This window comes from Paenibacillus sp. MDV22-iso6, from assembly GCF_058408365.1.
In genome coordinates this window covers 350,680-373,131 of record NZ_JBZVDZ010000007.1, presented here as the reverse complement: position 1 = coordinate 373,131, position 22,452 = coordinate 350,680, and the positions used below count along the sequence as shown (strand labels likewise).

The following is a 22,452-nucleotide window of genomic DNA, read 5'->3' as shown; positions in this document are numbered from 1 at the left end:
GCTACATAGCAGAAAATCAGTACTATTTTTGAAATGAGCCTGATGTCCTGAAATTATGATGAGGATTAGGAAGGTGCTTACAACATGTCGATTCGTATTATCGTGAAAGAACCGGATGAGGTACTACACAAAAGAGCTAAAGAGGTAACTAAAGTTACACCTAATGTACAGAAACTGCTGGATGATATGGCAGATACAATGTATGACGCTGAAGGCGTAGGTCTGGCTGCACCACAGGTTGGTATTTTGAAACGGCTTATTGTGATCGATTGCGGAGATGAGCAGGGGCTGATCAAGATGATCAATCCGGAGATTATTTCGAGTGAGGGAGAGCAATTTGGACCCGAAGGCTGCTTGAGTATCCCTGGCATTAACGGTGATGTGCGTCGTTTTGAGACGGTTACAGTCAAAGGGCTGGACCGCGAAGGCAAGGAACTGATTATTACGGGCAGCGGGCTGTTGTCACGCGCATTCCAACATGAGATTGACCATTTGGATGGCGTGCTCTTTACGGATATTGCTGAAAAAGTGTACGAAATTGCAGCCGATCAAACTGGGCCGCGTCGTAACTAAGGAGTGATCGATTTGAATATTGTTTTTATGGGAACGCCTGAATTTGCAGTTCCATCTCTCGATATGCTTATTGCCGAGGGATATAACGTGGTTGGGGTAGTGACACAGCCGGATAAACCACAGGGACGTAAAAAGGTGCTTACACCAACACCAGTCAAGGCTGCGGCAGAACGCCACGGCCTGCCTGTATTTCAACCAGTGAAACTGCGTGCTCCAGAAGCTGTAGCCCGATTGGCTGAATGGAAACCGGATCTGATTGTGACTGCGGCTTTTGGGCAGATTCTGCCCAAGGCTGTGCTGGATATGCCTGTTCGTGGTTGTGTGAACGTGCATGGCTCTCTTTTGCCAAAATATCGCGGTGGTGCCCCGATTCAACGCTCCATTATTAATGGAGAGCCAGTGACGGGAGTAACGCTGATGTTTATGGCGGAAGGCTTGGATACGGGAGATATGATCTCACGTGTGGAAGTGGCGATTACGGATGAAGATACATCAGGATCCATGTTTGTAAAGCTCAGCGAAGCGGGTTCCAAATTGCTTCAGGAAGAAATGCCGCGGCTGGTTGCTGGCGAAACAACGGCTGTCCCACAGGATGAAGCCGAGGCTTCGTATGCACGTAATCTGACTCGGGATGACGAGAAGATGGACTGGAATCGCACGTCGCGTGAATTGTTCAATCAGATTCGCGGTCTTGTGCCGTTCTCGGGTGCATTTACGATGTGGGATGATCAGGTCTTCAAGGTCTGGGCAGCAGCAAATCCGAAGCAGGCGGATGTACTCTCGTCGTCGGATGCTGGACAAGCTGAGCCGGGAACGGTGTTACAATTGGGCAAAAACGGGATTGAAGTTCGCACAGGTGACGGTTCTCTCTGGCTTACTGAGGTTCAGCCCGCGGGCAAAAAAGTAATGCAAGCTGCTGACTTTGCCCGTGGTGGTACCCTGAAACCAGGAACGGTGCTGCAATGAGCGGAAATACACCGGGCCGTCCATCAGGAAATGGTCATAAAGTCGCAGGAGATGCATCCGGGCGCGGAGGAAACCAACGTCGTCCGAACACAGGAAAACCGGGTCGTGCAGGAAATTCATCTGCATCCCCATCTTCGGCAAATGGTTCCTCACGTTCCGAACGGCCCAAAACATCTGCTCGTGCACTCGCCGTAAAGGTACTGAGCGCCGTTGAGCAAGAAGGAGCTTACAGCAACCTTGAGCTGAACCGGCGTCTGAAAGAGGCCGAGCTAAGTCCGGCAGATGCTGGACTGGCTACAGAATTAGTCTATGGTACGATCGCGAGACGGAATACCCTTGATTATTATCTGGAACGCTATGTAGCCAAAGGTGTATCCAAGCTGCAACCTTGGGTTCGCAGCCTGCTGCGCATCAGCGTGTACCAGATGTTATATCTGGACCGTATTCCAGAACACGCGGTAGTGAGTGAAGCCGTCAATTTGGCTAAGAAATTGGGTCATCAGGGCATCTCCGGTATGGTGAATGGCGTTCTGCGGAACATGATTCGCAATCGTGATGAGCTGCGCATCCCTGAACATCTGCCCGCTGCTGAACGTATCTCACTGGAACATTCTCACCCGCTGTGGATGGTCGAACGCTGGATCAGTCAATATGGCGAAGAGACAGCGGAAGCGATCTGTCGTGCAAATAATGAACCGCCTGCGGTTAGTGTTCGTGTGAACACGACAATGACTACACGTGAGAAACTGATGCAAGAGATGGTGAGCACGGGGGCGATCGTGGAACCTTCCCGACTTAGTCCAGACGGTATTCTCGTTCGTAGTGGTGGCAACATGGCTCTTACGTCCTGGTATCGGGATGGCTTGCTGTCCGTTCAAGATGAAAGTTCCATGCTTGTAGCCGAGGCAGTTGGGCCTGAAGAAGGTCAGACTGTATTGGACTGCTGTGCAGCTCCCGGCGGAAAGACAGCCCATATGGCTGAGAAAATGCAGGACCGTGGACGGATTGTGGCCAATGATGTACATGCTCACAAACGTCAGTTGATCATGGATCAGGCAGATCGTCTGGGACTCAGCTGCATTGATGCTGTGACAGGTGATGCGCTTGATCTGGATGCGCGTTATCCGGAGGCATCGTTTGACCGCATTCTGCTGGATGCGCCATGTTCCGGTCTAGGTGTTATTCGCCGCAAGCCGGATGTCAAATGGACCAAAACTGTGGAAGATATCCACGATATCTCCAATCTGCAACGTGAACTGTTGGATCGGGTTGCACCGCTATTAAAGCCAGGTGGTATTCTGGTGTATAGTACGTGTACAATCGAGCCTGCGGAGAACGAGCATAGAGTTGCTGACTTTTTGGACCGGCATCCGGAATACAAGGCGGCTGAAGAGTCTGCCTGGTCTGGTCTGGAAACAGCCGAGTGGAAGGTTGTGAACGGTGGCGTGCAGATCCTGCCACAGTACGCTCACAGTGACGGATTTTTCATTGCCAGGTTGACAAGGATAGCGGATTAACAGTTTAATAGAGCACTGAAGGATAGCCGCCGAGGGGAACTTCGGCGGATTTCTTTGTGATTAGCCTCAAGGTTTAACATCAGTAAAAAGTGATGATAGGGTGCGATGCAGGCACTGAGGTGTTATAATGCATGAAGTACAGGCATCAAGGGTATACATGGATGTAAAGTGGTCTTTGTGATAGAATAGGAAGAATGAAAAGAAAAGAAGGAATAGGTGTTGACAACAAAATGAAACCTTTTATATATGATTATTCCCTGGAGGAGCTGCAACAGTGGGCTGTTGAGAACGGGGAGCCGGCTTTTCGCGGTGGTCAGATCTTCGACTGGATTTATGTGAAACGTGTGAATGATTTCAGTGAAATGACGAACCTGTCCAAAGCGCTGCGTGAAAAGCTGACTGAACAATTTGAATTCGTTACACTTACTGAAATTACGAAATTTGAATCCAAGGATGGAACTGTGAAATTCCTGTTCGGTCTGCATGATGATCATGCGATCGAAACAGTTATCATGAAGCACAACTATGGTAACAGCATCTGTGTAACAACACAGGTTGGCTGCCGGATTGGTTGCACGTTCTGTGCATCCACGCTGGGCGGACTGAAACGTAACCTTACGGCTGGGGAAATTGTAGCACAGGTTGTGCAAGCCCAGAAAATTTTGGACGAACGCGGTGAGCGGGTCAGCAGCATCGTAATCATGGGTTCAGGTGAACCTTTTGAGAACTATGAAGCAACAATGACGTTCCTGCGTATCATGATTCACGAAAAAGGGCTGAATATCGGTCAGCGCCATATCACGGTGTCCACAAGTGGAATCGTACCAAACATTTACAAGTTTGCAGATGAAGATACACAGATTAACCTGGCGATCTCCATCCATGCGCCAAATGATGCATTGCGTTCCAAATTGATGCCAGTAAACCGCCGTTTTCCTTTTGAGGATGTAATGGAGTCGTTGCGTTATTACTTGGCGAAAACGGGTCGCAGAATTACGTTTGAGTACGCACTTATCGGTGGTGTGAATGATCAGCCGGAACATGCGGCAGAACTGGCAAGCGTGCTTAAGAACATGCTGTGCCACGTGAACCTGATTCCAGTCAACCATGTACCTGAGCGCAAGTACGTAAGAACATCCAGAAGCGACATTTTCAATTTTCAGAAGATTCTCTCGGAGCAGGGTGTTAATGTAACCATTCGTCGTGAACAGGGACATGATATTGCTGCCGCTTGCGGTCAGCTTCGTGCAAAGCATATGGAGTTGAGGTGAGAACGTTTTGATCAAAACAGTTCATGTGAGCCATATCGGACGGGTGCGTTCGGTGAATGAAGATTCAGCCTGGATTCGAAATCTCGATACAGGTTATATTCTGGGTATTGTTGCCGATGGTATGGGCGGACATCTTGCAGGAGATACTGCGAGCCGCCTGGCGGTAGAGACGTTGGTGCAGGATCTGGGAACGCTTGAGCCGGGTCTTTCACATGCGTCTTTGTCAGCCGCATTGAGCGATGCTATTTTGCATGCCAACGAAGTGATCTTCCGTACTGCCTCCTCGGATGATAATTACCACAACATGGGGACTACCGTGGTTGCGGCATTATTGAATGATACGGAAGGTGTTATTGGTCACATCGGTGACAGCAGAGCATACAAAATTGCAAACAAGAATGTCATCCAGTTGACCGAGGACCATACACTGGTCAATGAATTGTTCAAAAATGGTCAGATCAGCAAAGAAGATGTCTCTCATCATCCGCGTCGCAATGTGCTGACACGTGCACTTGGGACAGACGCGGAAGTGAAGGTGGATCTGGATACCGTCAAATTGGAAGAAGGCGAAGTTCTTCTCCTGTGCAGTGACGGGCTTAGTAATCTGGTCAGCAATGAGCAGATCATTCAGGTCGCAGGTAATCTGGAACTGGCATTGGAAGATCGTGCGGATCGCTTGCTTCAGCTGGCTTTGCTTGCTGGAGGAGATGACAATATCACGGTGGCATTATTCGAACTGCAAAAGGAAGGTTCCGTGATATCGGAAACGGGGTGTGAGTCATGATTGGGCACCAGCTAGGCGGACGCTATGAAGTGATCGAGCGTGTCGGCGGTGGCGGCATGGCTCTTGTGTATAAGGCCCAGGACCTGTTGCTCAACCGGAACGTTGCCATCAAAGTGTTACGGCAGCAATTTGTTCATGACGAAGAGTTTATCCGCCGTTTCCGCAGAGAAGCACAATCAGCAGCTTCGCTGTCACATCCTAACGTAGTTAGTGTTTATGATGTAGGACAGGAAGATGACGTTCATTATATTGTCATGGAATATGTTGAAGGCAAAAACCTGAATGAAATTATTAAAGAACGGGCGCCTCTGCAGGTGGACGAGGCCGTTCGAATCGCCTCCCAGATTGCAGATGCTCTCGATCATGCACATCATAATCAGATCATTCATCGGGATATCAAACCCCATAATATATTGATTGGTCGTAATGGCCGTGTGAAAGTAACGGATTTCGGGATTGCCCGTGCGGTTACGTCCACAACGATTACACAGACCGGCTCAGTAGTCGGTTCCGTACATTACTTCTCACCTGAGCATGCCAAAGGCATCGTGACTGGCGAGAAGTCGGACTTATATTCTCTTGGTATAGTACTCTATCAAATGCTGACTGGTCAGCTTCCGTTCCTGGGAGAGAGTCCAATTAGCGTTGCTTTGAAGCATTTGCAGGAAGAGTTTGATGAACCGCGCAAATTCAATCCGCTTATCCCGCAAAGCGTGGAGAACGTTATTCTGAAATCCATGCGCAAAAATCCGCAGGAGCGTTACCAATCTGCTAAAGAAATGCAGACGGATCTGGAAACCTGCCTGATGCCGGAAAGACGTAATGAAACGAAGATTGATTTTCCGGATGAGGATGATATCGATCAGACCCGTGTTATGCCGGCGATTAAGCCGGAGCCACGTGGAGTTACATCCACAGGTGCTATACCCGTGATGGAGTCTGACCAAGATAACAACAAGGGCAAACCCAAATCAAAGAACTGGAAGAAGCCAGCGCTGCTGATCTCGTTGACCGTGCTTATTCTTATCGCCATGGTTGGAGTTGTGTGGTACGTGAAAGGTATGCTTGTTGTGCCTGATGTGACTGTACCCAATGTGATTGGCCAAACCGAGGAAAAGGCTCGTCAAATGTTGCAGGATAACGGGCTTGTTGTCAGTGATAATGTCATCCGTCAATACAAGGAGGATGTGGAGCCCGGTATTGTATTTGAACAGACCCGAAATGAAGGCGATGTGGTCAAGGAAGGCTCCGAGGTCCAGTTGAGTGTTGGGGCGGAAAAAGAACTGACCAAAATGATCAGCGTCGAAGGCAATACCTATGATGAGGCTGTCAAGAAGTTGATCGCTCTTGGCATCAACGGGGATCAGATCAAACGCAAGGATGATTTCTCGAATGACATTGCATCCGGGAATGTGATCTCCCAGACCCCTGGAGTCAATGAAGAATTTGATCCTGAAGCGACAGAAATTGTTCTAACCGTTAGCAAAGGCTCCGAAACGATAAAAATGCCGGATTTGAAAAACCATACTCGAAGTGAGGCGGAGAGTATGCTCAAATCCGCTGGGTTAATCCTTGCTCAAGTTCAGGAAGAGTCGAGCTACACTATAGATAAAGGCAAAGTGACACAGCAATGGCCTGTGGAAGCCGGTGCAGACGTGAATCCTGGTGACAAAATTACCATTTTCATTAGTACTGGATATCCGCCAGAGGCATTGAACTACGCCTATAACATTAACGTTTCGCCAAAAGAAATAGGAAAGAGCAGCAAAATTCGAATTACTTTCGAAGATGCTCGTGGCAAAAGTCAAGAATGGGGGACCCGGACAATCAAGTCTGCTCAAACGCTGACAATTCCGCTTATTCTGGCTCCTAACGTCGACGGTGTTGTCTCTGTCTACCGGGATGGCCAATTCTTGGATACGTATCTGGTGTCCTATAGTGATGCCAAAAACGGAACGGTAGTTATGCCTACCATTGAGCCTGAGAAGGGTGCAGACCCCCCTCCAACAACGGAGGAGCCTGAACAAGGCGGTGGTGGTGATGATGAAGGCACCGTGGATACGAATCAGGAAGGTGAACCGGATACACCTGTTGAGGGTGAAGGGGAAAATGGCGAGGTAGATACTTCTGCGATGAAGAACGGAAATGGTCTCGCCAAGGGAAAAGATAAGAAAAAGGAAGTCGTTAACGCATCAAGCCGTCCATAAGGGCGGCTTATTGCCGACGTTCAGGGTAAATGTACTGTAAATTAAAGGAGGGCGACGGAGCTATGCCAGAAGGTATCATCGTTAAAGCGCTAAGCGGTTACTATTATGTCATGCCACTGGAAGACAGCGGGGTGCCTTCGGTTGAAGGCTCCGCCGTTCAATGCCGGGCCAGAGGTATCTTCAGAAAACGGGGTACTTCACCACTTGTGGGTGACCGAGTCAGCTATATGCTGACAGAGAACGGAGAAGGAACAGTAGATGAGATTCGCAAACGTGAAACGGAGTTAATTCGTCCACCTGTTGCCAATGTAAGTCTGGCTGTTCTGTTATTTTCCGTTAAGGAACCGGACATGAATCTCAATCTGTTGGACAAATTCCTGGTACATATCGAACAAGCTGGACTGGATGCACTGATTGTGCTCACGAAGCAGGACCTGGCTGATCCAGAAAACGATGCCCGTGATACAGTAGCAGAAGTAAAAGCTATGTACGAGCAAATTGGATATGAAGTTATCTCTACCAGTTCACGAACCGGTGAAGGCAATGAACTGCTCAAGGAGCGTCTTGCCGGCAAGATTAGCGTTTTCTCCGGGCAATCCGGTGTAGGTAAATCTTCGATGCTGAATGCCTTGATGCCAGGTCTAACCCTGGAGACCAGTGCAATCAGCATGCGCCTTGGCCGAGGGAAACACACCACCAGGCACGTGGAGCTCATACCTCTGGATAATGGTGGCTTTGTCGCGGATACGCCGGGATTCAGCCAACTGGACTTCCTGGAGATTGGTGTGGAGGAGTTATCCACTTGCTTCCGGGAGTTCGCTCAATATGCCGATCAGTGTAAGTTCCGAGGCTGTACCCATACGCACGAACCAGGTTGCCGGGTGCTTGCAGCCAAGGCGGAGGGAATGATTTCCGAAAGCCGTTATAAGCATTACGAACAATTCCTTACAGAAATGAAAGACAAAAAGCGGAGGTATTAATATGATTAAAATTGCCCCATCTATTTTATCTGCGGATTTTGCCCGTCTCGGCGCGGAAGTGGCGGAAGCCCAAGCTGCTGGCGGAGACTGGATTCATGTTGATGTCATGGACGGTCATTTCGTCCCTAATATTACGCTTGGACCTGCGATTGTAAAAGCGATCGCTCCACATACAAGCTTGCCGCTTGATGTGCATTTGATGATTGAGAACCCAGAGCGTTATGTTGAGGAATTTGCAAAAGCTGGCGCGGCTGTCATTACGGTTCATGCTGAGGCTTGTGTGCATCTGCACCGGGTTATTCATCTGATTAAGGAACAGGGAGTTAAAGCAGGGGTTGCCCTTAATCCGGGAACTCCGGCGAGTGCTATTCAGGAAGTGCTGGACGATGTGGATATGGTGCTTGTCATGACCGTAAATCCCGGTTTTGGTGGACAGGCTTTCATCTCTGGCACGATGAACAAAATCAAGCAAATTCGTAGCTGGTTGAACGAAAAAGGACGTCATGACGTGCATATTGAAGTGGATGGCGGTATTGCTGCCGACACGGCTCCGCTTGTGGTTGAAGCTGGAGCGGATGTGCTCGTTGCGGGAAGTGCTGTATTTGGACGTGAAGATCGCGCTGCCGCGATTGCCGAAATTCGCAGTAGTTACGGAGGCTGAGCATGAACCTCAAGGAGACGCTGTGGACCATGGCTGCGAGTCTCGTTACGGGACTGGTGCTTGCTATGTTTGCGGTTATTCAATCCCCATACAATGCGATTACGTCATTGATCGGGGTTGGTGTTGTCATTATGTACTTCCGCAAATTTGACCGTACAGGACTTCGGGTTACTTTTGTGATTTTCAGCATACTGTATTACTTATTGAGTGTATTCATGATCGCTGCTTATCAATATATCCCTACTCAAACCTAAATGACCTGATAACCAGGCTCGTCATTGTGGAATAGGGACAAAGGGTTCCGCATAAATATGGTTACATGAGCAGGTTTCTCATGTAGCCTTTTTTGTCGTGTTTAAGGCAAAGAAGGCCTGGAGCATAGGATACGGCGGATGCATGAGCATGATGGGGAGGGTGAAGTATGAAATTTTACACATTCAAACTGCCGAAGTTTTTGGGAGGGTTTGTAAAGGCGATTCTTAATACGTTTCAAAAGAACTGACATGATTAAAAGGTTCCATTGGCGAATACCGCCGCTTTGGCTTCAGGATCATCTGGAATTCGGACCTGCGAAGCGCCATGCGGCGGACATTCACATGCTGATGTGTGTATTCATGATTTTATTTCTGAATACCAAAAAAGCACCTGCAAGGAACAAGGTGCTTTTTGCTTACCCGATTTATAGTAGCTTTGCGTGATTATACGCGAGTCACTTTACCGGCTTTCAGTGCACGGGTGCTTACGTATACACGTTTTGGTTTACCGTTCACGAGAATGCGGACCTTCTGAACGTTTACGCCCCAAGAACGACGGTTACGGTTGTTAGCGTGGGATACGTGGTTACCGGTGCCCGGTTTCTTACCTGTCACATAACATTTGCGAGACATAGATTACACCTCCTATCCTAAAATAACCAGTTGCCCTAAGGAGACACGAATGCCATTCCAGACGGGCTAAATTGTTCTTCCTGACCACAATGGTCAGGTTCCAGTAGCTAATGGCGTTGTTCAAGCCGGCATAGCCGGATCATTTCCATTACTAAACCTGCATAAAACAATACTTGAATATAATATCATATTGAAAAAAGCTTCGTCAACTGATCCAAAAACTTTATTTATTTCTCCTGTCTAATATAGTACAATGTTGAATAGTCCATAATACAGCGTTGAACAGGCTGTTGCCGCGGGAAGCCGGAGAAAAAACCGGCCTTAAAGGGTCGGTGGTCTGCTTTTTTGGCAACGCTGTGAGCTGCGGCATTCCATCATTGGCACCAGTCTCCATGCGGCATTCATGCCGGCTCTTGATACCGGTGCATATCCGTATGCCCCGAATTAGGGGTAACAGAGCAATTGCAGGATATCGGTTGCCCGGCCGCCCAGACCGTTAATCCGGCTGACATTATGTATTATTATGCCTGTGCCGGACAAGGTATGGACGAAGAATAACGCGATAAGCGTTTGCGCATGAACAGACCAGATAACATCTTGGTGCAAGATGTTCGTGTATCAAGCTAGGAAGGGGAATTCTCACTTGAGTATACGTTCTTTAAATGGAACAGATTTCACCGCAATGGTACTTGCCGGAGCGGAACAACTTGGACAGCATGCAGAGCACGTCAATTCCCTGAATGTTTTCCCTGTGCCGGATGGTGACACGGGAACGAACATGAATTTGACAATGAGTGCAGGAGTCGCAGAGATTAAACGCAAGAGTTCTGCCTCCATCGGAGAAGCTGCCGGTATTTTATCAAAAGGCCTGCTTATGGGCGCACGGGGGAATTCCGGAGTAATATTATCGCAATTGTTCCGCGGATTCAGTCGTTCAGCTGCTCCTTATGAGGAACTGAATACACTCCAGTTCGCCGCAGCCCTGCAGAACGGTGTGGACGCAGCTTATAAAGCCGTAGTGAAACCCGTTGAAGGGACCATTCTTACCGTAGCCAAGGAAGCGGCGAAACATGCCAGCTACTACGCAAGACGGACGAATGATATAACTGAATTAATGAATGAAGTATTGTTAAAAGCAAAAGAAGCACTGGCAATGACTCCGGAATTGCTGCCTGTATTGAAACAGGTTGGTGTTGTGGATTCAGGCGGCCAGGGGCTTGTATATATTTACGAAGGCTTTATGGACGTTCTGTTGCAAACGGACGGGGCAAGTCGTACATCCTTCCAGAGAGACGTACAACCAACCGTAGCGGCATCTGCATTGAAACCGGCTGCACCGTCAGAAGTGGTTTCTGCGAAGCCTGCACAGCAGGTAATCGTACCGGAGATGCCAATGTCTGCCCAAGCGCGACTGGAAACGGAAGATATTGAGTTCCTGTATGACATGGAGTTCTTTATTAACCGCGAGCTTGGAGAGAACGCAGGTGTTGCATTTGATGACGAAGCATTCCGGAAAGCGTTGTCAGTTAACGGGGATTCCATCATTATTATTGCTGACGATGAAGTGATTAAGGTTCACGTGCATTCCAAGACACCTGGGGATGTATTAAACCTGGCTCTCCGTTATGGCGAAATCACACAAATTCACATTCTCAATATGCGTGAGCAGCATCGTGATCTGCTGTCTGCAGGCATGGACATTGCGCCTTCGCCTGAGCTGTTCGCAGAGATTCCGCCTGAAGCGGCGCGTAGCGTGGAAAAAGCCGTGCTCCCAGCAGATGAGATGGCACCATATGGTTTCATCGCGGTATCTTCCGGTGACGGCATTGCAGAGATTTTCCAGAGTCTTGGCGTGGATGTTGTTCTGTCTGGTGGACAGACGATGAATCCGAGCACTGAAGATTTTGTGAAAGCGGTGCGTTCGATCGCGGCAGAACAGGTATTTATTTTGCCGAACAACTCCAATATTGTACTTGCTGCCGAGCAGGCTAGGGAGTTGCTTGAAGATGAGCGTCGAATTATTGTGATTCCGAGCAAGACGATCCCTCAGGGTATGGCAGCGGCTTTTGCTTTCCAGGAGGATGAGTCTGCAGAAACCAACCGTGACCATATGCTTGAGGCGATTAGCCGGGTACAGTCCGGTCAAGTGACTCATGCGGTCAGAGATACACAATATGATGAGCTTGATATCAAAGCTGGACACTACATCGGTATCCATAATTCCAAGATCGTTGCAACGGACGAAAGCATGCTGAACGCATGTGAAGGTCTGCTGCAACAGATGATGGAGAGCGGAGATGAAGTGGTGACCATCCTTGAAGGGGACGAGGCTACCCCTGAGATTACCGCTGCGCTTGTCGCATGGCTTGAAGAACAATATCCTGATGCTGAGGTAGAGGTGCATCTTGGAGGACAGCCGGTTTATTATTATTTGTTCTCTGTAGAGTCCTAAAGCACTTAAGCAAAGAGGAGGGGATCTGATGAGCCACAAGGTTGCGATCGTAACCGATAGCACGGCAGATATACCGGAAGAACTGATCCGTAAATACGGGATTCATGTTGTTCCGCTGCGTGTTTTGTTCGGGGAAGAAGCTTATGCAGACGGCGTTGATCTGACTTCGGAACAGTTCTATGCAAAATTGGAGAAGGTATCTGTGCTGCCTACAACCTCACAGCCTTCTCCCACCGATTTTATGAATATCTATAACACGCTGTTGGATGAGAACCCGGAACGGCCCATTGTATCGATTCATTTGTCTTCCGGCATGAGTGGTACCTATCAATCGGCACTGCTCGGCAAATCGTTGCTGGAACGTGAGGGCGATATAACGGTACTGGATTCGAAGTCTGCATCCTATGGATATGGTTTATTGGTCGTACAGGCTGCCGAGCTTGCCGAACAAGGCAAATCCGCTGCGGAGATCACTGCGGCTGTAGCAGCCATGCAGAAGAGCCGCAAGCTGTTCTTTCTCGTAGATACATTGGAGTATTTGCAGAAAGGCGGCCGGATTGGCAAAGCTGCGGCCATCTTGGGAACATTGCTGAATATTAAACCGATCTTGTCCATTGATGAGGAAGGCGTTATTTACGCAGTGGAGAAAGTCAGAGGTCACAAAAAAGCCATGGCACGCATTATTGAGCTGTTTCAGCAGGATCTGGCGGGTCAACGTGTTAATCTGGCGGTAGGTCATACCGCAGACCCCGGATCAGCGATCGCTTGTGCAGAGCAATTACGTGGACATTTTACACTGAATGAAGTGGTGTATACCAATATTGGAGCTGTCGTTGGCAGCCATGTTGGGCCTGGCGTAATTGCCATCTTTATGTGGCCTGTTCCGGAATGAGGGATTAGACATGAAATGGGAAGAAATATCGGTTAAACAAATTAGCGGCGTGAGTGCTCTCAAAGAGGGAGAGCTTCACGCCTTTGGCATCTCTACTGTAAAAGACTTGCTTGAATATTATCCGTTCCGTTATGAGGATTATCGGCTGCGTTCGCTCAGTGAAGTGAAGGACGGGGACAAAATTACGGTACAGGGTAAAGTGATGGGCATCCCAGTGTTGCAGCGTTATGGCAAAAAGTCACGCCTTACCTGTAAGGTGATGACGGAAGAATGGATGATTTCAGCCACCTGGTTCAATCGGCATTTTCTGAAAGAACAGCTTACGCCCAATCGGGAGATTGTTATTACGGGGAAATGGGAACAGAAGCGTATGCAGATGACCGTAACGGACTCGGAATTCCCGGATAAAGGGGAAGGACGATCGGGCACGCTGCAGCCTGTGTATTCGGTAACCGGCAAGCTAACGCAGTCATGGATGCGCAAAACGATTAATCAGGGGTTAGTCCAATTCGGGGAAATGATCCCCGAAATTCTGCCTCAATCACTCATGAACAAATATGGATTCATGCCTCGCAAACAGGCGATTGCCGGGATTCACCGTCCGCAGGATAACCGGGAAGGCCAGCAGGCCAGACAGCGGATGGTGTATGAGGAGCTATTTTTGTTTCAACTCAAGATGCAGGCGTATCGTGCATTGAACCGGGATCGTATGGATGGTGTAGTGCACACAACGGATAATACGACGATTCGGGAGTTTGTTCGCAGTTTGCCATTTGAACTGACGGATGCACAGAAGAAGGTAGAGCTTGAAATTCTGCATGATATGCGTTCACCGTATTCGATGAATCGATTGCTGCAGGGAGATGTAGGCTCAGGTAAAACGGTTATTGCGGCGATCGCGCTGTATACGACCGTTCGTTCCGGTTTTCAGGGGGCTCTGATGGTCCCTACGGAGATTCTGGCAGAACAGCATATGCGCTCACTGCAAAAGCTGTTTGAACCTTTTGGCGTAACTGTGGGGCTGTTAACGGGCAGTGTGAATGGACGGAAGCGCAAAGATCTGATTGCATCCTTGCAGATGGGTATGATCGATATCGTTGTGGGTACACACGCTTTGATCCAGGAGGATGTATTTTTCCGCGATCTTGGTCTTGTCGTTACGGATGAACAGCATCGCTTCGGTGTGAACCAGCGCAGCATTTTGCGGCGTAAAGGCTATAACCCGGATGTGTTAACGATGACGGCGACGCCGATACCGCGAACGCTTGCCATTACAGCTTTTGGTGATATTGAAGTATCGACCATCTCGGAACGTCCAAAGGGGCGGATTCCTATCTCGACGTACTGGGTCAAGCATGACATGATGGACCGGGTTCTTGGTTTTATTTCGCGAGAAGTGGACCAGGGACGTCAGGCCTATCTGATCTGCCCGCTCATTGAAGAGTCGGAGAAGCTGGATGTACAGAATGCCATTGACCTGCATATCCAGATGCAACAGAACTTTCCGAAGTACCGTGTAGGTCTGCTGCATGGACGGATGACGGCTGGCGAGAAGGAAGAGATGATGCGTGACTTTTACAGCAACGAAATTCAGCTTCTGGTCTCCACAACAGTTGTGGAGGTCGGGGTCGATGTGCCTAACGCAACGCTGATGGTCATTATGGATGCGGACCGCTTCGGTCTGTCGCAGCTGCATCAGCTTCGTGGCCGGGTTGGTCGGGGCGCTCATGCATCCTATTGTGTGCTCATTGCTGATCCCAAGACAGAGGTTGGGCAGGAGCGCATGAAGGTAATGACGGAAACCGAAGATGGATTCGAAGTATCCCGTCGAGATCTGGATCTGCGGGGACCGGGCGATTTCTTTGGCACCAAGCAAAGTGGATTACCGGAGTTCCGTCTTGCCGACATGGTTGCGGATTTTGCCGTATTGGAGCAGGCGCGAGATGACGTCTCCAGCCTGATTGCCGATGCGAACTTCTGGACGTCTGTTGACTACGCTCCTTTACGTGACTTTTTACAGCAGCAGCAAGTATTCCAGGGTGATCTGATCGATTAATCGGGGCTGTGAATGTGTGGTTTTCCACATTTTCCGTGGGAAAATGTCAAGTGTACAGGCCCTCCTGTCATATGAATAAGAAGTGAGTTCATTATTCAGGAGGTGCTGTTCGTTTTGGGTTACCAACAATATGGAATCAGTCCGCAGCTGGTGGAGCGGATCAAAACAAAGATGAAAAATCCCGCTGTCAAAGAGCGTATCAAAAAATTGATAGATGGGGTTACCAAGTCCGATTTGCAGGATAAGGCGAAGGTGAGAAGGCTGGTCAAGTCGTCAGCGGTCATTTTGAACGAGAATTTTTCTGCGACTCAGGAGGAACAATTTGTTGCTTTTGTTCTTGCGCAGAAGATCGATCCGAACAATACGTTTCATTTGATTAAGTTGTGGGGCATGTTTAGGTAGGGATTCGATGGAATGTTGGGTGGTATAAAATGAAACAGTTTTATTTACACGGGGCCACTCCGAGTGCAGTACCATCTTCCGATCGCTGTTATCCCCGGATTTTTTTGAATTACCCTTTGAAAGGGTAAAATCCGGTGATAAAGGCGCAGCGTATGCTTCCGATGCAGCTTTCTTTCAGAAAGCTTTTAGCTTCGCTTCTCCAGATTTGTTCTGCACTCTCCGTTACTGTGTAACTACTGGAAGTTCATTTTATAAAAACCAAATTACATCGAATGTGTATGAAGTAATTTTAGTGGATGGGGCGGTTCATAAGTCAGCAAGATGACTTATGGACCGCCCTTTTGATTGTTTGAGTCAATAACAAGTATTTAATGATACTTGAAAAAACGATTATGCTTAACGAAACGGAGCGATTGTTATTTGTGAAGGTGGAGAATTCTGCTGGTTTGTGTTTGGGAAGATCCTCTAGTGTCATCCCATCATTCTTTATTCTTAACAAAAAAAGGGCTAGTGGCTATTAAAGATGCAATAAATACTAAAATTAAAATGGCATTAGAAGGTACTGTTTCGTATATGTAGTTTTCAACTATTAGTACGAGGATCGATATACTTAAAATCACTCTCAGCACATAAGCAGACGAGCGATTAGGGTTTTGGGTACGTTTCGAGATAAAGTAAATGATGTACCACAAACCACTAAAAAGCAGGAGTGAGCCTATCAGTAGCATTACAAACATTTAAATACACCTTTCTTAAATAAATTTCAGTTTAATTAATTAGCATAATGTTCCAATTAATTATAACACAGTGGATTTCTGGAAGTGGAGTTATATGTGTAAGTAAGTGAAGCTTTGTTGGTAGGGAAGAGAATGGTTTGGAGCAAAATGAATTCCGTATCGTCTGTTCAATAGGTTAGCGACTTTCGGCTACTTCCATTTTCACAGGATCGACTTTGCTTTCCTTCTGGGGGAGCGGTAAACTGTTGCATACGAGCATACATGGATTTCAAGGTGAGGAAAACGCTGCTGCGATAATGGGCGTTTATTTTTGACGGATGTGGAGGAAGTCAGATTGACGGAGATGTTTACGATGCTGCTGGGTTTGTTTGAACGTGCGGCACTGCTGATTATATTTTTATTCTTTCTGTCGAGGATACCGCGGTTTAGACAGATCTTGCAAAAGGGAAAATTGAGATGGCAGGAGTACATTGCGGTTACGTTGTTATTTTGTGCATTTGCTATCTTCGGTACCTATACCGGTATTAATGTGGAAGGCTCGCTGGTGAATGTGCGCATTATTGCTGTTATGTCTGGCGGTATTCTGTTCGGGGGGCCTGTGGGCATCATTACCGGGATTGTGTCCGGGGTGCATCGATATTTAATCGATATGGATGGAGTTACGGCGATCCCGTGCCTGATCACGAGTATCCTTGCAGGTCTGGTCTCCGGGTATATACATAAGTATACGCCTAAGTCGAAGCGCTGGATGATCGGTATTGCGGCCGGAATGATCTGTGAGGCGCTTACGATGCTGCTTATCCTGCTGTATTCCTATCCCGATCCACTGGGGGCCGACATTGTCTCGAAGATTGCGCTGCCGATGATATTAGGTGAGGTGAATATTGGGCTAATCGTACTGCTGGTGCAGAGTGTGGAAGGGGAAAAGGAAATGATTGCAGCTCGTCAGGCCAAGCTGGCGCTGGAGATTGCGAACAAGACCTTGCCGTACTTCCGTTCCATTGATGAAGACTCCCTGCGTACGATCTGCCGGATTATTCAGGAGGATATTCAGGCTGATGCGGTTGCGATTACGGATACCCGAAATGTACTGGCTTATGTGGGATTTGGTGAGGAACGATATCACATCGGTAATGAAATTATTAGTGAGATGACGAAGAAGACGATCTCCAGCGGAGAGATTACGATCAGCAATGATGTCATTGACGAAAAAACGCCGGATATCCACTCCCTCCTCATCATTCCACTCAAAGAGCGGGGCGAAGTAACGGGTGCCTTGAAAATCTATTACCGCAAAGCTTACAAGATTACGTATCCGTTGCAAACGATGGCTGTGGGCCTGTCCCAAATTATTTCCACCCAGATGGAAGTATCACGTGTGGAGGAGATCAAGGCTGCGGCCAATAAAGCGGAGCTGCGTGCATTGCAGACCACAATCCATCCTCATTTTCTATTCAATGCGCTGAACGCCATTGCTTCATCCATTCGGACCAAGCCGGATCGGGCGCGCGAACTGATTGTGAATCTGTCCGGATATATGCGTTATAACCTGGAGCTATCGGATGAGCTTATTGATATTCACAAAGAGCTGGAGCAGGTCCGCAATTATGTGGAAATCGAGAAGGCGCGCTTCGGCAGCAGGCTTAACGTCATCTATGATATTGATGAGGTGGCTGTGCATATTCCAAGTCTGGTCATCCAGCCACTTGTGGAAAATGCCATTATCCACGGTATTCTCAAGGTGAAAGGACCCGGGACTGTACGGATTCGGGTACAGGATTATCCTGACTTTGTGCGAATTGGGGTCAGTGACACAGGAGCAGGCATTGGAGCCGACATTATTGAGCGTGTTTACCATGACCGGATGCCAGCCAACCAGATCGGGTTGTACAACGTGCATCGTCGGGTGAAGCTCATTTATGGACAAGGGTTAACAATTACACGGCTGGAGCATGGAACCGATATTTTATTTGATGTACCCAAAGGAGATGTAGTAACAAGGTGATGAACGGTCGATGAGAGCCCTTATTGTTGAAGATGAAATTCCGGCAAGTGAGGAACTGAATTACTTGATACAGGAACATAGCCAAATTGAAGTGGTAGATTGTCTGGAAGATGGACTGGATGTGCTGAAGTTTCTGCAGGAGCAGGAAGTCGACGTTATTTTTCTTGATATAAATATTCCTTCGCTGGACGGCATGATGCTGGCACATCATATTGGAAAGTTTGCGAGCAAGCCATATATCGTATTCACAACGGCTTATAAGGAGCATGCGGCTGAAGCGTTTGAGCTGGAGGCGTTTGACTATATTCTGAAGCCCTATGATGAGAAACGAATTGCCGCGATGCTGAATAAACTCGAAACGGCGTTCAAACGGGATCATGAGCAGGAGAAACGTGAACATGGCAGTGACGATGGGCAGGCTCACAATGCGGCTCAAGCCAACGATGAATGGTCTGCATCAAATATGCAGGCGCGTGAATCCAATACCCAGACGGAACGACGCATTAACCTGCTGCGCAATGACAATATTATTGTGACAGACACCGCCGATATTTATTATGCGGAAGCTCAAGAGAAAGTTACGAAGGTGTATACCAAAAACGGTGAGTTTACGATGCCGGTCAGTATTTCTGATTTTCACGGTCGATTACCGCTGGAAACCTTTTTCCGCTGCCATCGTTCTTACGTCGTGAATTTGTCTCAAATTCGTGAAATTGTGCCTTGGTTTAACAATACGTACCTGCTTCGTTTGCGTGATCTGGAGGCTGAAGTACCGGTTAGCCGGGGCAAAGTCAAAGAATTCAGGCAGCTCATGCGCATCTAGAGGCATTTCATTCCGCATCTGATGCAACTCATGCTCAAATCGGTGTAATGAATCCCCTTTCATGTATGATTAGCTTGTGAACGCATTCATATATATGACATCGGCAAAGGGGAGATCACGATGAAAGCAGCTATTTCATCCGCACCTAATTCAGCATCTACAACTATGAAAATGAACCGCTGGCTTATTGTACTGGGAACCATCATTGTACAAATGGGTCTCGGAACCATCTACACCTGGAGTTTATTTAATCAACCGTTGTCTGATCGTTTCGGATGGGACGTCAGCTCGGTCGCGATAACATTTTCGATTACCAGCTTTGCTTTGGCATTTGCCACACTATTTGCCGGCCGACTGCAAGAACGATGGGGGCTTCGTCGCCTGATTCGGGTAGCCGGAGTTGTGCTTGGTCTGGGACTCGTGCTCAGTTCTCAAGTGAGTTCGTTGACACTGCTCTACATCCTGGCCGGATTTGTGGTTGGATTCGCGGATGGTACGGCGTACATTACTTCCCTGTCCAACCTGATCAAGTGGTTTCCTGAGCGAAAAGGTCTGATCTCAGGTATATCGGTCGGGGCCTTTGGTACAGGCAGTCTGTTGTTCAAATACGTGAACTCGGCATTAATCGGTGCTGTTGGCCCTGCTCAAGCTTTTATGTACTGGGGCATTATTGTGTTGGTATTGATCGTGGGTGGCTCGTTCCTGATCCGTGAAGCGGTTGTTCGTGAACAAGCTCCAGCAAGCAGCACGGACGGTGCGAAGCAACAAGAAACACGTCATGATTATACGGTCAAAGAAATGCTGCGCACGAAAGAAGCTTACATGCTGTTCGTTATTTTCTTCACGGCCTGTATGAGTGGACTGTATCTGATTGGTATTGTGAAAGACATCGGTGTGCAGCTGGCAGGACTTAACGTGGCTACGGCTGCTAATGCGGTGGCGATGGTTGCCATCTTTAACACCGCTGGACGTATCATTCTGGGGGCGCTGTCGGATAAAGTAGGACGGATGAAAGTTATTGCCGGAGCACTGTTGGTTACGGCTGTTGCCGTAATGACGCTGAGCCTGGTACCGCTGAGCTTTGGCATCTTCTTCGCCTGTGTAGCCGCTATCGCATTCTGTTTCGGTGGCAATATCACGGTCTTCCCGGCGATTGTGGCAGATTACTTTGGACTGAAAAATCAGAGCAAAAACTACGGCGTCATCTATCAGGGATTTGGATTTGGTGCCTTGGCTGGATCGTTTATCAGCGCCATGCTGGGCGGATTCCATCTTACCTTTATTGTGATCGCTGTACTGTGTGCCGTCTCGCTCTTGCTGGCGTTGATTATTACGCCTCCGGGTCAAGGACGTCGTACACGTCAACGTGAACAGCAGATGAATCTTAACCCTTCATCCCGGGCAAGCTGATCGTAGTGGGGACGAAGTTCTTATAAAAAGCAAGCTGGGCGGTCTCCTACGGAGGCCGCTTTTTTGGTACCTGCTGGACCCGATAGGAATGAGACTTCTGTACATGAAGCGGTTGTGTGCAATGCATACTTGGCTTCTGGTATACTCTAGGTGAATTAAAAAGAGCAAGTCCTTGTTGGCCATTTGGAGGAGGTATGTTCGTCATGAATTTCTTGAAATATGCACCATCTGATTTTGCTGATTATTATGCTCTTGTGTCCAGTATTGAAGTCATGCAACAGATTACCGAACGTGCTCTGCCTGAGCATGAAGCTACTGCGGAATTTGAATCCATGCTGAATTATAATCTCGGCAACGATTGTGGCTATTATCGAATATCTGGTGAAGATGGGGTAGGAATGGCCTACGCCAAACTGATCCCGGATGAATCCGATCCGTCCCGGGCGGAAATGGGTTACATGATTCTGCCGGAGCATTGGGGGAGAGGACACGGGACTTCCATCGCAGCTCGGCTGATTATTCAGGCACAGGCGGCGGGAATTGGTGTACTTTATGCGGTTATCGATCCGTCCAATGCGGCATCACGTCGAATATTGCTCAGACAGAACTTTGTATCCACATGGGTTGGAGATTATCATGGGTTACCCGGCGAGATTCTGGAGCTGAATCTTCAGGTGAAGCGGTAAGGGATCAGGCTTGCGGGTAATACATACTATATCGGGCATTTTGCATCACTTCGATGGGAACTCGTCATTCGGAGGCATGCGAAATGCTCATACAGAGATTTGGAGGAGATGGAGATGAGCAATGCTGCAATGGAACGTCTGAACCAGTTGTTGCCGGAATGGCTGGAGACCAGCCGTCTGCACACCGGACAGGGGAAAGTAGCCTCTTATATTCCCGAGTTATTCAAGGCCTCACAGGACGAACTGGGTATACATATCATGAACGCCGAAGGCAATCATGTGTCAGCCGGAGATTGTGGTGTCCCGTTTACGATGCAAAGTATCTCCAAGGTATTTACACTCATTCTGGCCCTGATGGATCATGGGGAGGAAGCGGTCTTTTTTAATGTAGGAAAAGAACCTACCGGCGATGATTATGATTCCATGATCAAGCTTGAACTGGTCGAACCGGGCATTCCGTTTAATCCATTGATCAATGCGGGCGCGATCACGGTATCGTCCCTCATTGCCGGGGATTGTAAAGAGGAGAAGTCACGGCGCATTTTGGAATTTTTCCGCAAGCTCGCGAATAATGATCGGCTGAACTATAACGAGGCGGTATATCGGTCCGAATCGGAGACAGGCCATCTGAACCGCTCGCTTGGTTATTTTCTGAAGCACAATGGTGTGCTCAAGGATGACGTCGAAGATGTGCTTGCCGTCTATTTCCGCCATTGCTCCATCGAGGTGACTTGTGCAGACCTGGCCCGTATGTCACTGGTGCTTGCTTATGACGGGACAGATCCGATCACCGGGATTGAGCTTATTCCTCGTCGTTATGTGCAGATCGCCAAAACGTTCATGACTACCTGCGGTATGTATAATGCATCAGGCGAATTCGCGATTCAGGTCGGGTTGCCTGCCAAGAGTGGAGTGTCGGGTGGAATTCTGACTCTGGTTCCAGGCCAGTTTGGCATCGGTCTTGTAGGTCCGGCTCTGAATCGGAAAGGAAACAGCATTGCAGGCGTGCATCTACTTGAGCGTCTTTCCAGAGAATTTGACTGGAGTTTGTTCTAACGAAGTCATCCCCTTACCCTCCTGAGTAGTCGATGAATCACCAATTCGTCCTTTTGCTTCTTTGGAACGAAATAGTCCGATAGGAAT

21 protein-coding genes are annotated in these 22,452 nt (G+C 48.3%); 20 read left to right on the top strand and 1 reads right to left on the bottom strand.

Annotation, left to right across the window (positions count from 1 at the left end; genetic code table 11):
* The first annotated feature begins 84 nt into the window (after window positions 1-84).
* The 11 genes from def to AC4PM4_RS21220 all read left to right on the top strand — a co-directional run bounded on the left by def (window position 85) and on the right by AC4PM4_RS21220 (window position 9,657).
* Window positions 85-573 carry a peptide deformylase gene (gene def, locus AC4PM4_RS21270; RefSeq protein WP_024631117.1) on the top strand — a complete coding sequence of 163 codons (489 nt, stop codon included), beginning with the start codon at window positions 85-87 and terminating at the stop codon, window positions 571-573.
* A gap of 12 nt (window positions 574-585) precedes the next feature.
* Complete coding sequence (gene fmt, locus AC4PM4_RS21265; RefSeq protein ID WP_063565603.1) at window positions 586-1,539, top strand: methionyl-tRNA formyltransferase; 954 nt, start codon at window positions 586-588, stop codon at window positions 1,537-1,539.
* Window positions 1,536-3,056, top strand: coding sequence for a 16S rRNA (cytosine(967)-C(5))-methyltransferase RsmB (gene rsmB, locus AC4PM4_RS21260; protein ID WP_491614508.1), 1,521 nt, complete (start codon window positions 1,536-1,538; stop codon window positions 3,054-3,056). Before fmt ends, rsmB begins: the two co-directional genes overlap by 4 nt.
* A 230-nt stretch (window positions 3,057-3,286) precedes the next feature.
* Window positions 3,287-4,327 (top strand): dual-specificity RNA methyltransferase RlmN, encoded by a 1,041-nt coding sequence (rlmN, locus tag AC4PM4_RS21255; protein WP_063565754.1) that lies wholly within the window; start codon window positions 3,287-3,289, stop codon window positions 4,325-4,327.
* Window positions 4,328-4,334: 7 nt separating this feature from the next.
* The gene (locus AC4PM4_RS21250; protein WP_064636613.1) at window positions 4,335-5,111 is read left to right on the top strand and encodes a Stp1/IreP family PP2C-type Ser/Thr phosphatase; all 777 of its coding nucleotides are present in this window, start codon (window positions 4,335-4,337) and stop codon (window positions 5,109-5,111) included.
* Entirely contained in the window at window positions 5,108-7,318 is a 2,211-nt protein-coding gene (pknB, locus tag AC4PM4_RS21245) for a Stk1 family PASTA domain-containing Ser/Thr kinase (protein ID WP_491614506.1), read from the top strand. The genes AC4PM4_RS21250 and pknB overlap by 4 nt, the downstream gene beginning before the upstream one ends.
* A gap of 62 nt (window positions 7,319-7,380) precedes the next feature.
* Window positions 7,381-8,298: a ribosome small subunit-dependent GTPase A gene (gene rsgA / locus AC4PM4_RS21240; RefSeq protein WP_063565606.1), complete on the top strand. Its 918-nt coding sequence runs from the start codon at window positions 7,381-7,383 to the stop codon at window positions 8,296-8,298.
* 1 nt (window position 8,299) lies between these two features.
* Window positions 8,300-8,959 carry a ribulose-phosphate 3-epimerase gene (rpe, locus tag AC4PM4_RS21235; RefSeq protein WP_053784310.1) on the top strand — a complete coding sequence of 220 codons (660 nt, stop codon included), beginning with the start codon at window positions 8,300-8,302 and terminating at the stop codon, window positions 8,957-8,959.
* Between the two features lie 2 nt (window positions 8,960-8,961).
* Window positions 8,962-9,213 carry a hypothetical protein gene (locus AC4PM4_RS21230; protein WP_063565607.1) on the top strand — a complete coding sequence of 84 codons (252 nt, stop codon included), beginning with the start codon at window positions 8,962-8,964 and terminating at the stop codon, window positions 9,211-9,213.
* A gap of 167 nt (window positions 9,214-9,380) precedes the next feature.
* On the top strand, window positions 9,381-9,461 hold the full coding sequence (gene spoVM / locus AC4PM4_RS21225; protein ID WP_019424875.1) for a stage V sporulation protein SpoVM: 81 nt from the start codon (window positions 9,381-9,383) through the stop codon (window positions 9,459-9,461).
* Between the two features lies 1 nt (window position 9,462).
* Complete coding sequence (locus tag AC4PM4_RS21220; protein ID WP_063565608.1) at window positions 9,463-9,657, top strand: hypothetical protein; 195 nt, start codon at window positions 9,463-9,465, stop codon at window positions 9,655-9,657.
* Here the strand turns inward: AC4PM4_RS21220 and rpmB are convergent, their stop codons facing one another.
* The gene (gene rpmB, locus AC4PM4_RS21215; protein ID WP_024631107.1) at window positions 9,658-9,846 is read right to left on the bottom strand and encodes a 50S ribosomal protein L28; all 189 of its coding nucleotides are present in this window, start codon (window positions 9,844-9,846) and stop codon (window positions 9,658-9,660) included. It abuts the gene before it with no gap.
* 643 nt (window positions 9,847-10,489) lie between these two features.
* Between rpmB and AC4PM4_RS21210 the strand changes: the two genes are divergently transcribed.
* From AC4PM4_RS21210 to glsA, 9 genes are all read left to right on the top strand, one after another.
* The gene (locus tag AC4PM4_RS21210) at window positions 10,490-12,298 is read left to right on the top strand and encodes a DAK2 domain-containing protein (protein WP_491614505.1); all 1,809 of its coding nucleotides are present in this window, start codon (window positions 10,490-10,492) and stop codon (window positions 12,296-12,298) included.
* 28 nt (window positions 12,299-12,326) lie between these two features.
* Window positions 12,327-13,190 (top strand): DegV family protein, encoded by an 864-nt coding sequence (locus tag AC4PM4_RS21205; protein WP_063565610.1) that lies wholly within the window; start codon window positions 12,327-12,329, stop codon window positions 13,188-13,190.
* Window positions 13,191-13,200: 10 nt separating this feature from the next.
* Window positions 13,201-15,246: an ATP-dependent DNA helicase RecG gene (gene recG, locus AC4PM4_RS21200; protein WP_064636626.1), complete on the top strand. Its 2,046-nt coding sequence runs from the start codon at window positions 13,201-13,203 to the stop codon at window positions 15,244-15,246.
* Window positions 15,247-15,360: 114 nt separating this feature from the next.
* Window positions 15,361-15,648 carry a stage VI sporulation protein F gene (locus AC4PM4_RS21195; RefSeq protein ID WP_063565612.1) on the top strand — a complete coding sequence of 96 codons (288 nt, stop codon included), beginning with the start codon at window positions 15,361-15,363 and terminating at the stop codon, window positions 15,646-15,648.
* A 1,089-nt stretch (window positions 15,649-16,737) separates the two neighbouring features.
* On the top strand, window positions 16,738-18,390 hold the full coding sequence (locus AC4PM4_RS21190; protein WP_063565755.1) for a sensor histidine kinase: 1,653 nt from the start codon (window positions 16,738-16,740) through the stop codon (window positions 18,388-18,390).
* A gap of 10 nt (window positions 18,391-18,400) precedes the next feature.
* Window positions 18,401-19,213 (top strand): LytR/AlgR family response regulator transcription factor, encoded by an 813-nt coding sequence (locus tag AC4PM4_RS21185; RefSeq protein ID WP_491614504.1) that lies wholly within the window; start codon window positions 18,401-18,403, stop codon window positions 19,211-19,213.
* Window positions 19,214-19,333: 120 nt separating this feature from the next.
* Window positions 19,334-20,623 (top strand): L-lactate MFS transporter, encoded by a 1,290-nt coding sequence (locus tag AC4PM4_RS21180; RefSeq protein WP_491614502.1) that lies wholly within the window; start codon window positions 19,334-19,336, stop codon window positions 20,621-20,623.
* A gap of 203 nt (window positions 20,624-20,826) precedes the next feature.
* The gene (locus AC4PM4_RS21175; protein ID WP_491614501.1) at window positions 20,827-21,309 is read left to right on the top strand and encodes a GNAT family N-acetyltransferase; all 483 of its coding nucleotides are present in this window, start codon (window positions 20,827-20,829) and stop codon (window positions 21,307-21,309) included.
* Between the two features lie 114 nt (window positions 21,310-21,423).
* Window positions 21,424-22,365 carry a glutaminase A gene (gene glsA / locus AC4PM4_RS21170; protein WP_491614500.1) on the top strand — a complete coding sequence of 314 codons (942 nt, stop codon included), beginning with the start codon at window positions 21,424-21,426 and terminating at the stop codon, window positions 22,363-22,365.
* Window positions 22,366-22,452: the final 87 nt, after the last annotated feature.

What these genes read in the sequence shown, in the direction of transcription:
- def (WP_024631117.1), top strand. Translation starts at nt 85, where the DNA reads ATGTCGATTCGTATTATCGTGAAAGAACCGGATGAGGTACTACACAAA.
- rsmB (WP_491614508.1), top strand. Translation starts at nt 1,536, where the DNA reads ATGAGCGGAAATACACCGGGCCGTCCATCAGGAAATGGTCATAAAGTC.
- rlmN (WP_063565754.1), top strand. Translation starts at nt 3,287, where the DNA reads ATGAAACCTTTTATATATGATTATTCCCTGGAGGAGCTGCAACAGTGG.
- pknB (WP_491614506.1), top strand. Translation starts at nt 5,108, where the DNA reads ATGATTGGGCACCAGCTAGGCGGACGCTATGAAGTGATCGAGCGTGTC.
- rsgA (WP_063565606.1), top strand. Translation starts at nt 7,381, where the DNA reads ATGCCAGAAGGTATCATCGTTAAAGCGCTAAGCGGTTACTATTATGTC.
- rpe (WP_053784310.1), top strand. Translation starts at nt 8,300, where the DNA reads ATGATTAAAATTGCCCCATCTATTTTATCTGCGGATTTTGCCCGTCTC.
- AC4PM4_RS21230 (WP_063565607.1), top strand. Translation starts at nt 8,962, where the DNA reads ATGAACCTCAAGGAGACGCTGTGGACCATGGCTGCGAGTCTCGTTACG.
- spoVM (WP_019424875.1), top strand. Translation starts at nt 9,381, where the DNA reads ATGAAATTTTACACATTCAAACTGCCGAAGTTTTTGGGAGGGTTTGTA.
- AC4PM4_RS21220 (WP_063565608.1), top strand. Translation starts at nt 9,463, where the DNA reads ATGATTAAAAGGTTCCATTGGCGAATACCGCCGCTTTGGCTTCAGGAT.
- rpmB (WP_024631107.1), bottom strand. Translation starts at nt 9,846, where the DNA reads ATGTCTCGCAAATGTTATGTGACAGGTAAGAAACCGGGCACCGGTAAC.
- AC4PM4_RS21205 (WP_063565610.1), top strand. Translation starts at nt 12,327, where the DNA reads ATGAGCCACAAGGTTGCGATCGTAACCGATAGCACGGCAGATATACCG.
- recG (WP_064636626.1), top strand. Translation starts at nt 13,201, where the DNA reads ATGAAATGGGAAGAAATATCGGTTAAACAAATTAGCGGCGTGAGTGCT.
- AC4PM4_RS21190 (WP_063565755.1), top strand. Translation starts at nt 16,738, where the DNA reads ATGCTGCTGGGTTTGTTTGAACGTGCGGCACTGCTGATTATATTTTTA.
- AC4PM4_RS21185 (WP_491614504.1), top strand. Translation starts at nt 18,401, where the DNA reads ATGAGAGCCCTTATTGTTGAAGATGAAATTCCGGCAAGTGAGGAACTG.
- AC4PM4_RS21180 (WP_491614502.1), top strand. Translation starts at nt 19,334, where the DNA reads ATGAAAGCAGCTATTTCATCCGCACCTAATTCAGCATCTACAACTATG.
- AC4PM4_RS21175 (WP_491614501.1), top strand. Translation starts at nt 20,827, where the DNA reads ATGAATTTCTTGAAATATGCACCATCTGATTTTGCTGATTATTATGCT.
- glsA (WP_491614500.1), top strand. Translation starts at nt 21,424, where the DNA reads ATGAGCAATGCTGCAATGGAACGTCTGAACCAGTTGTTGCCGGAATGG.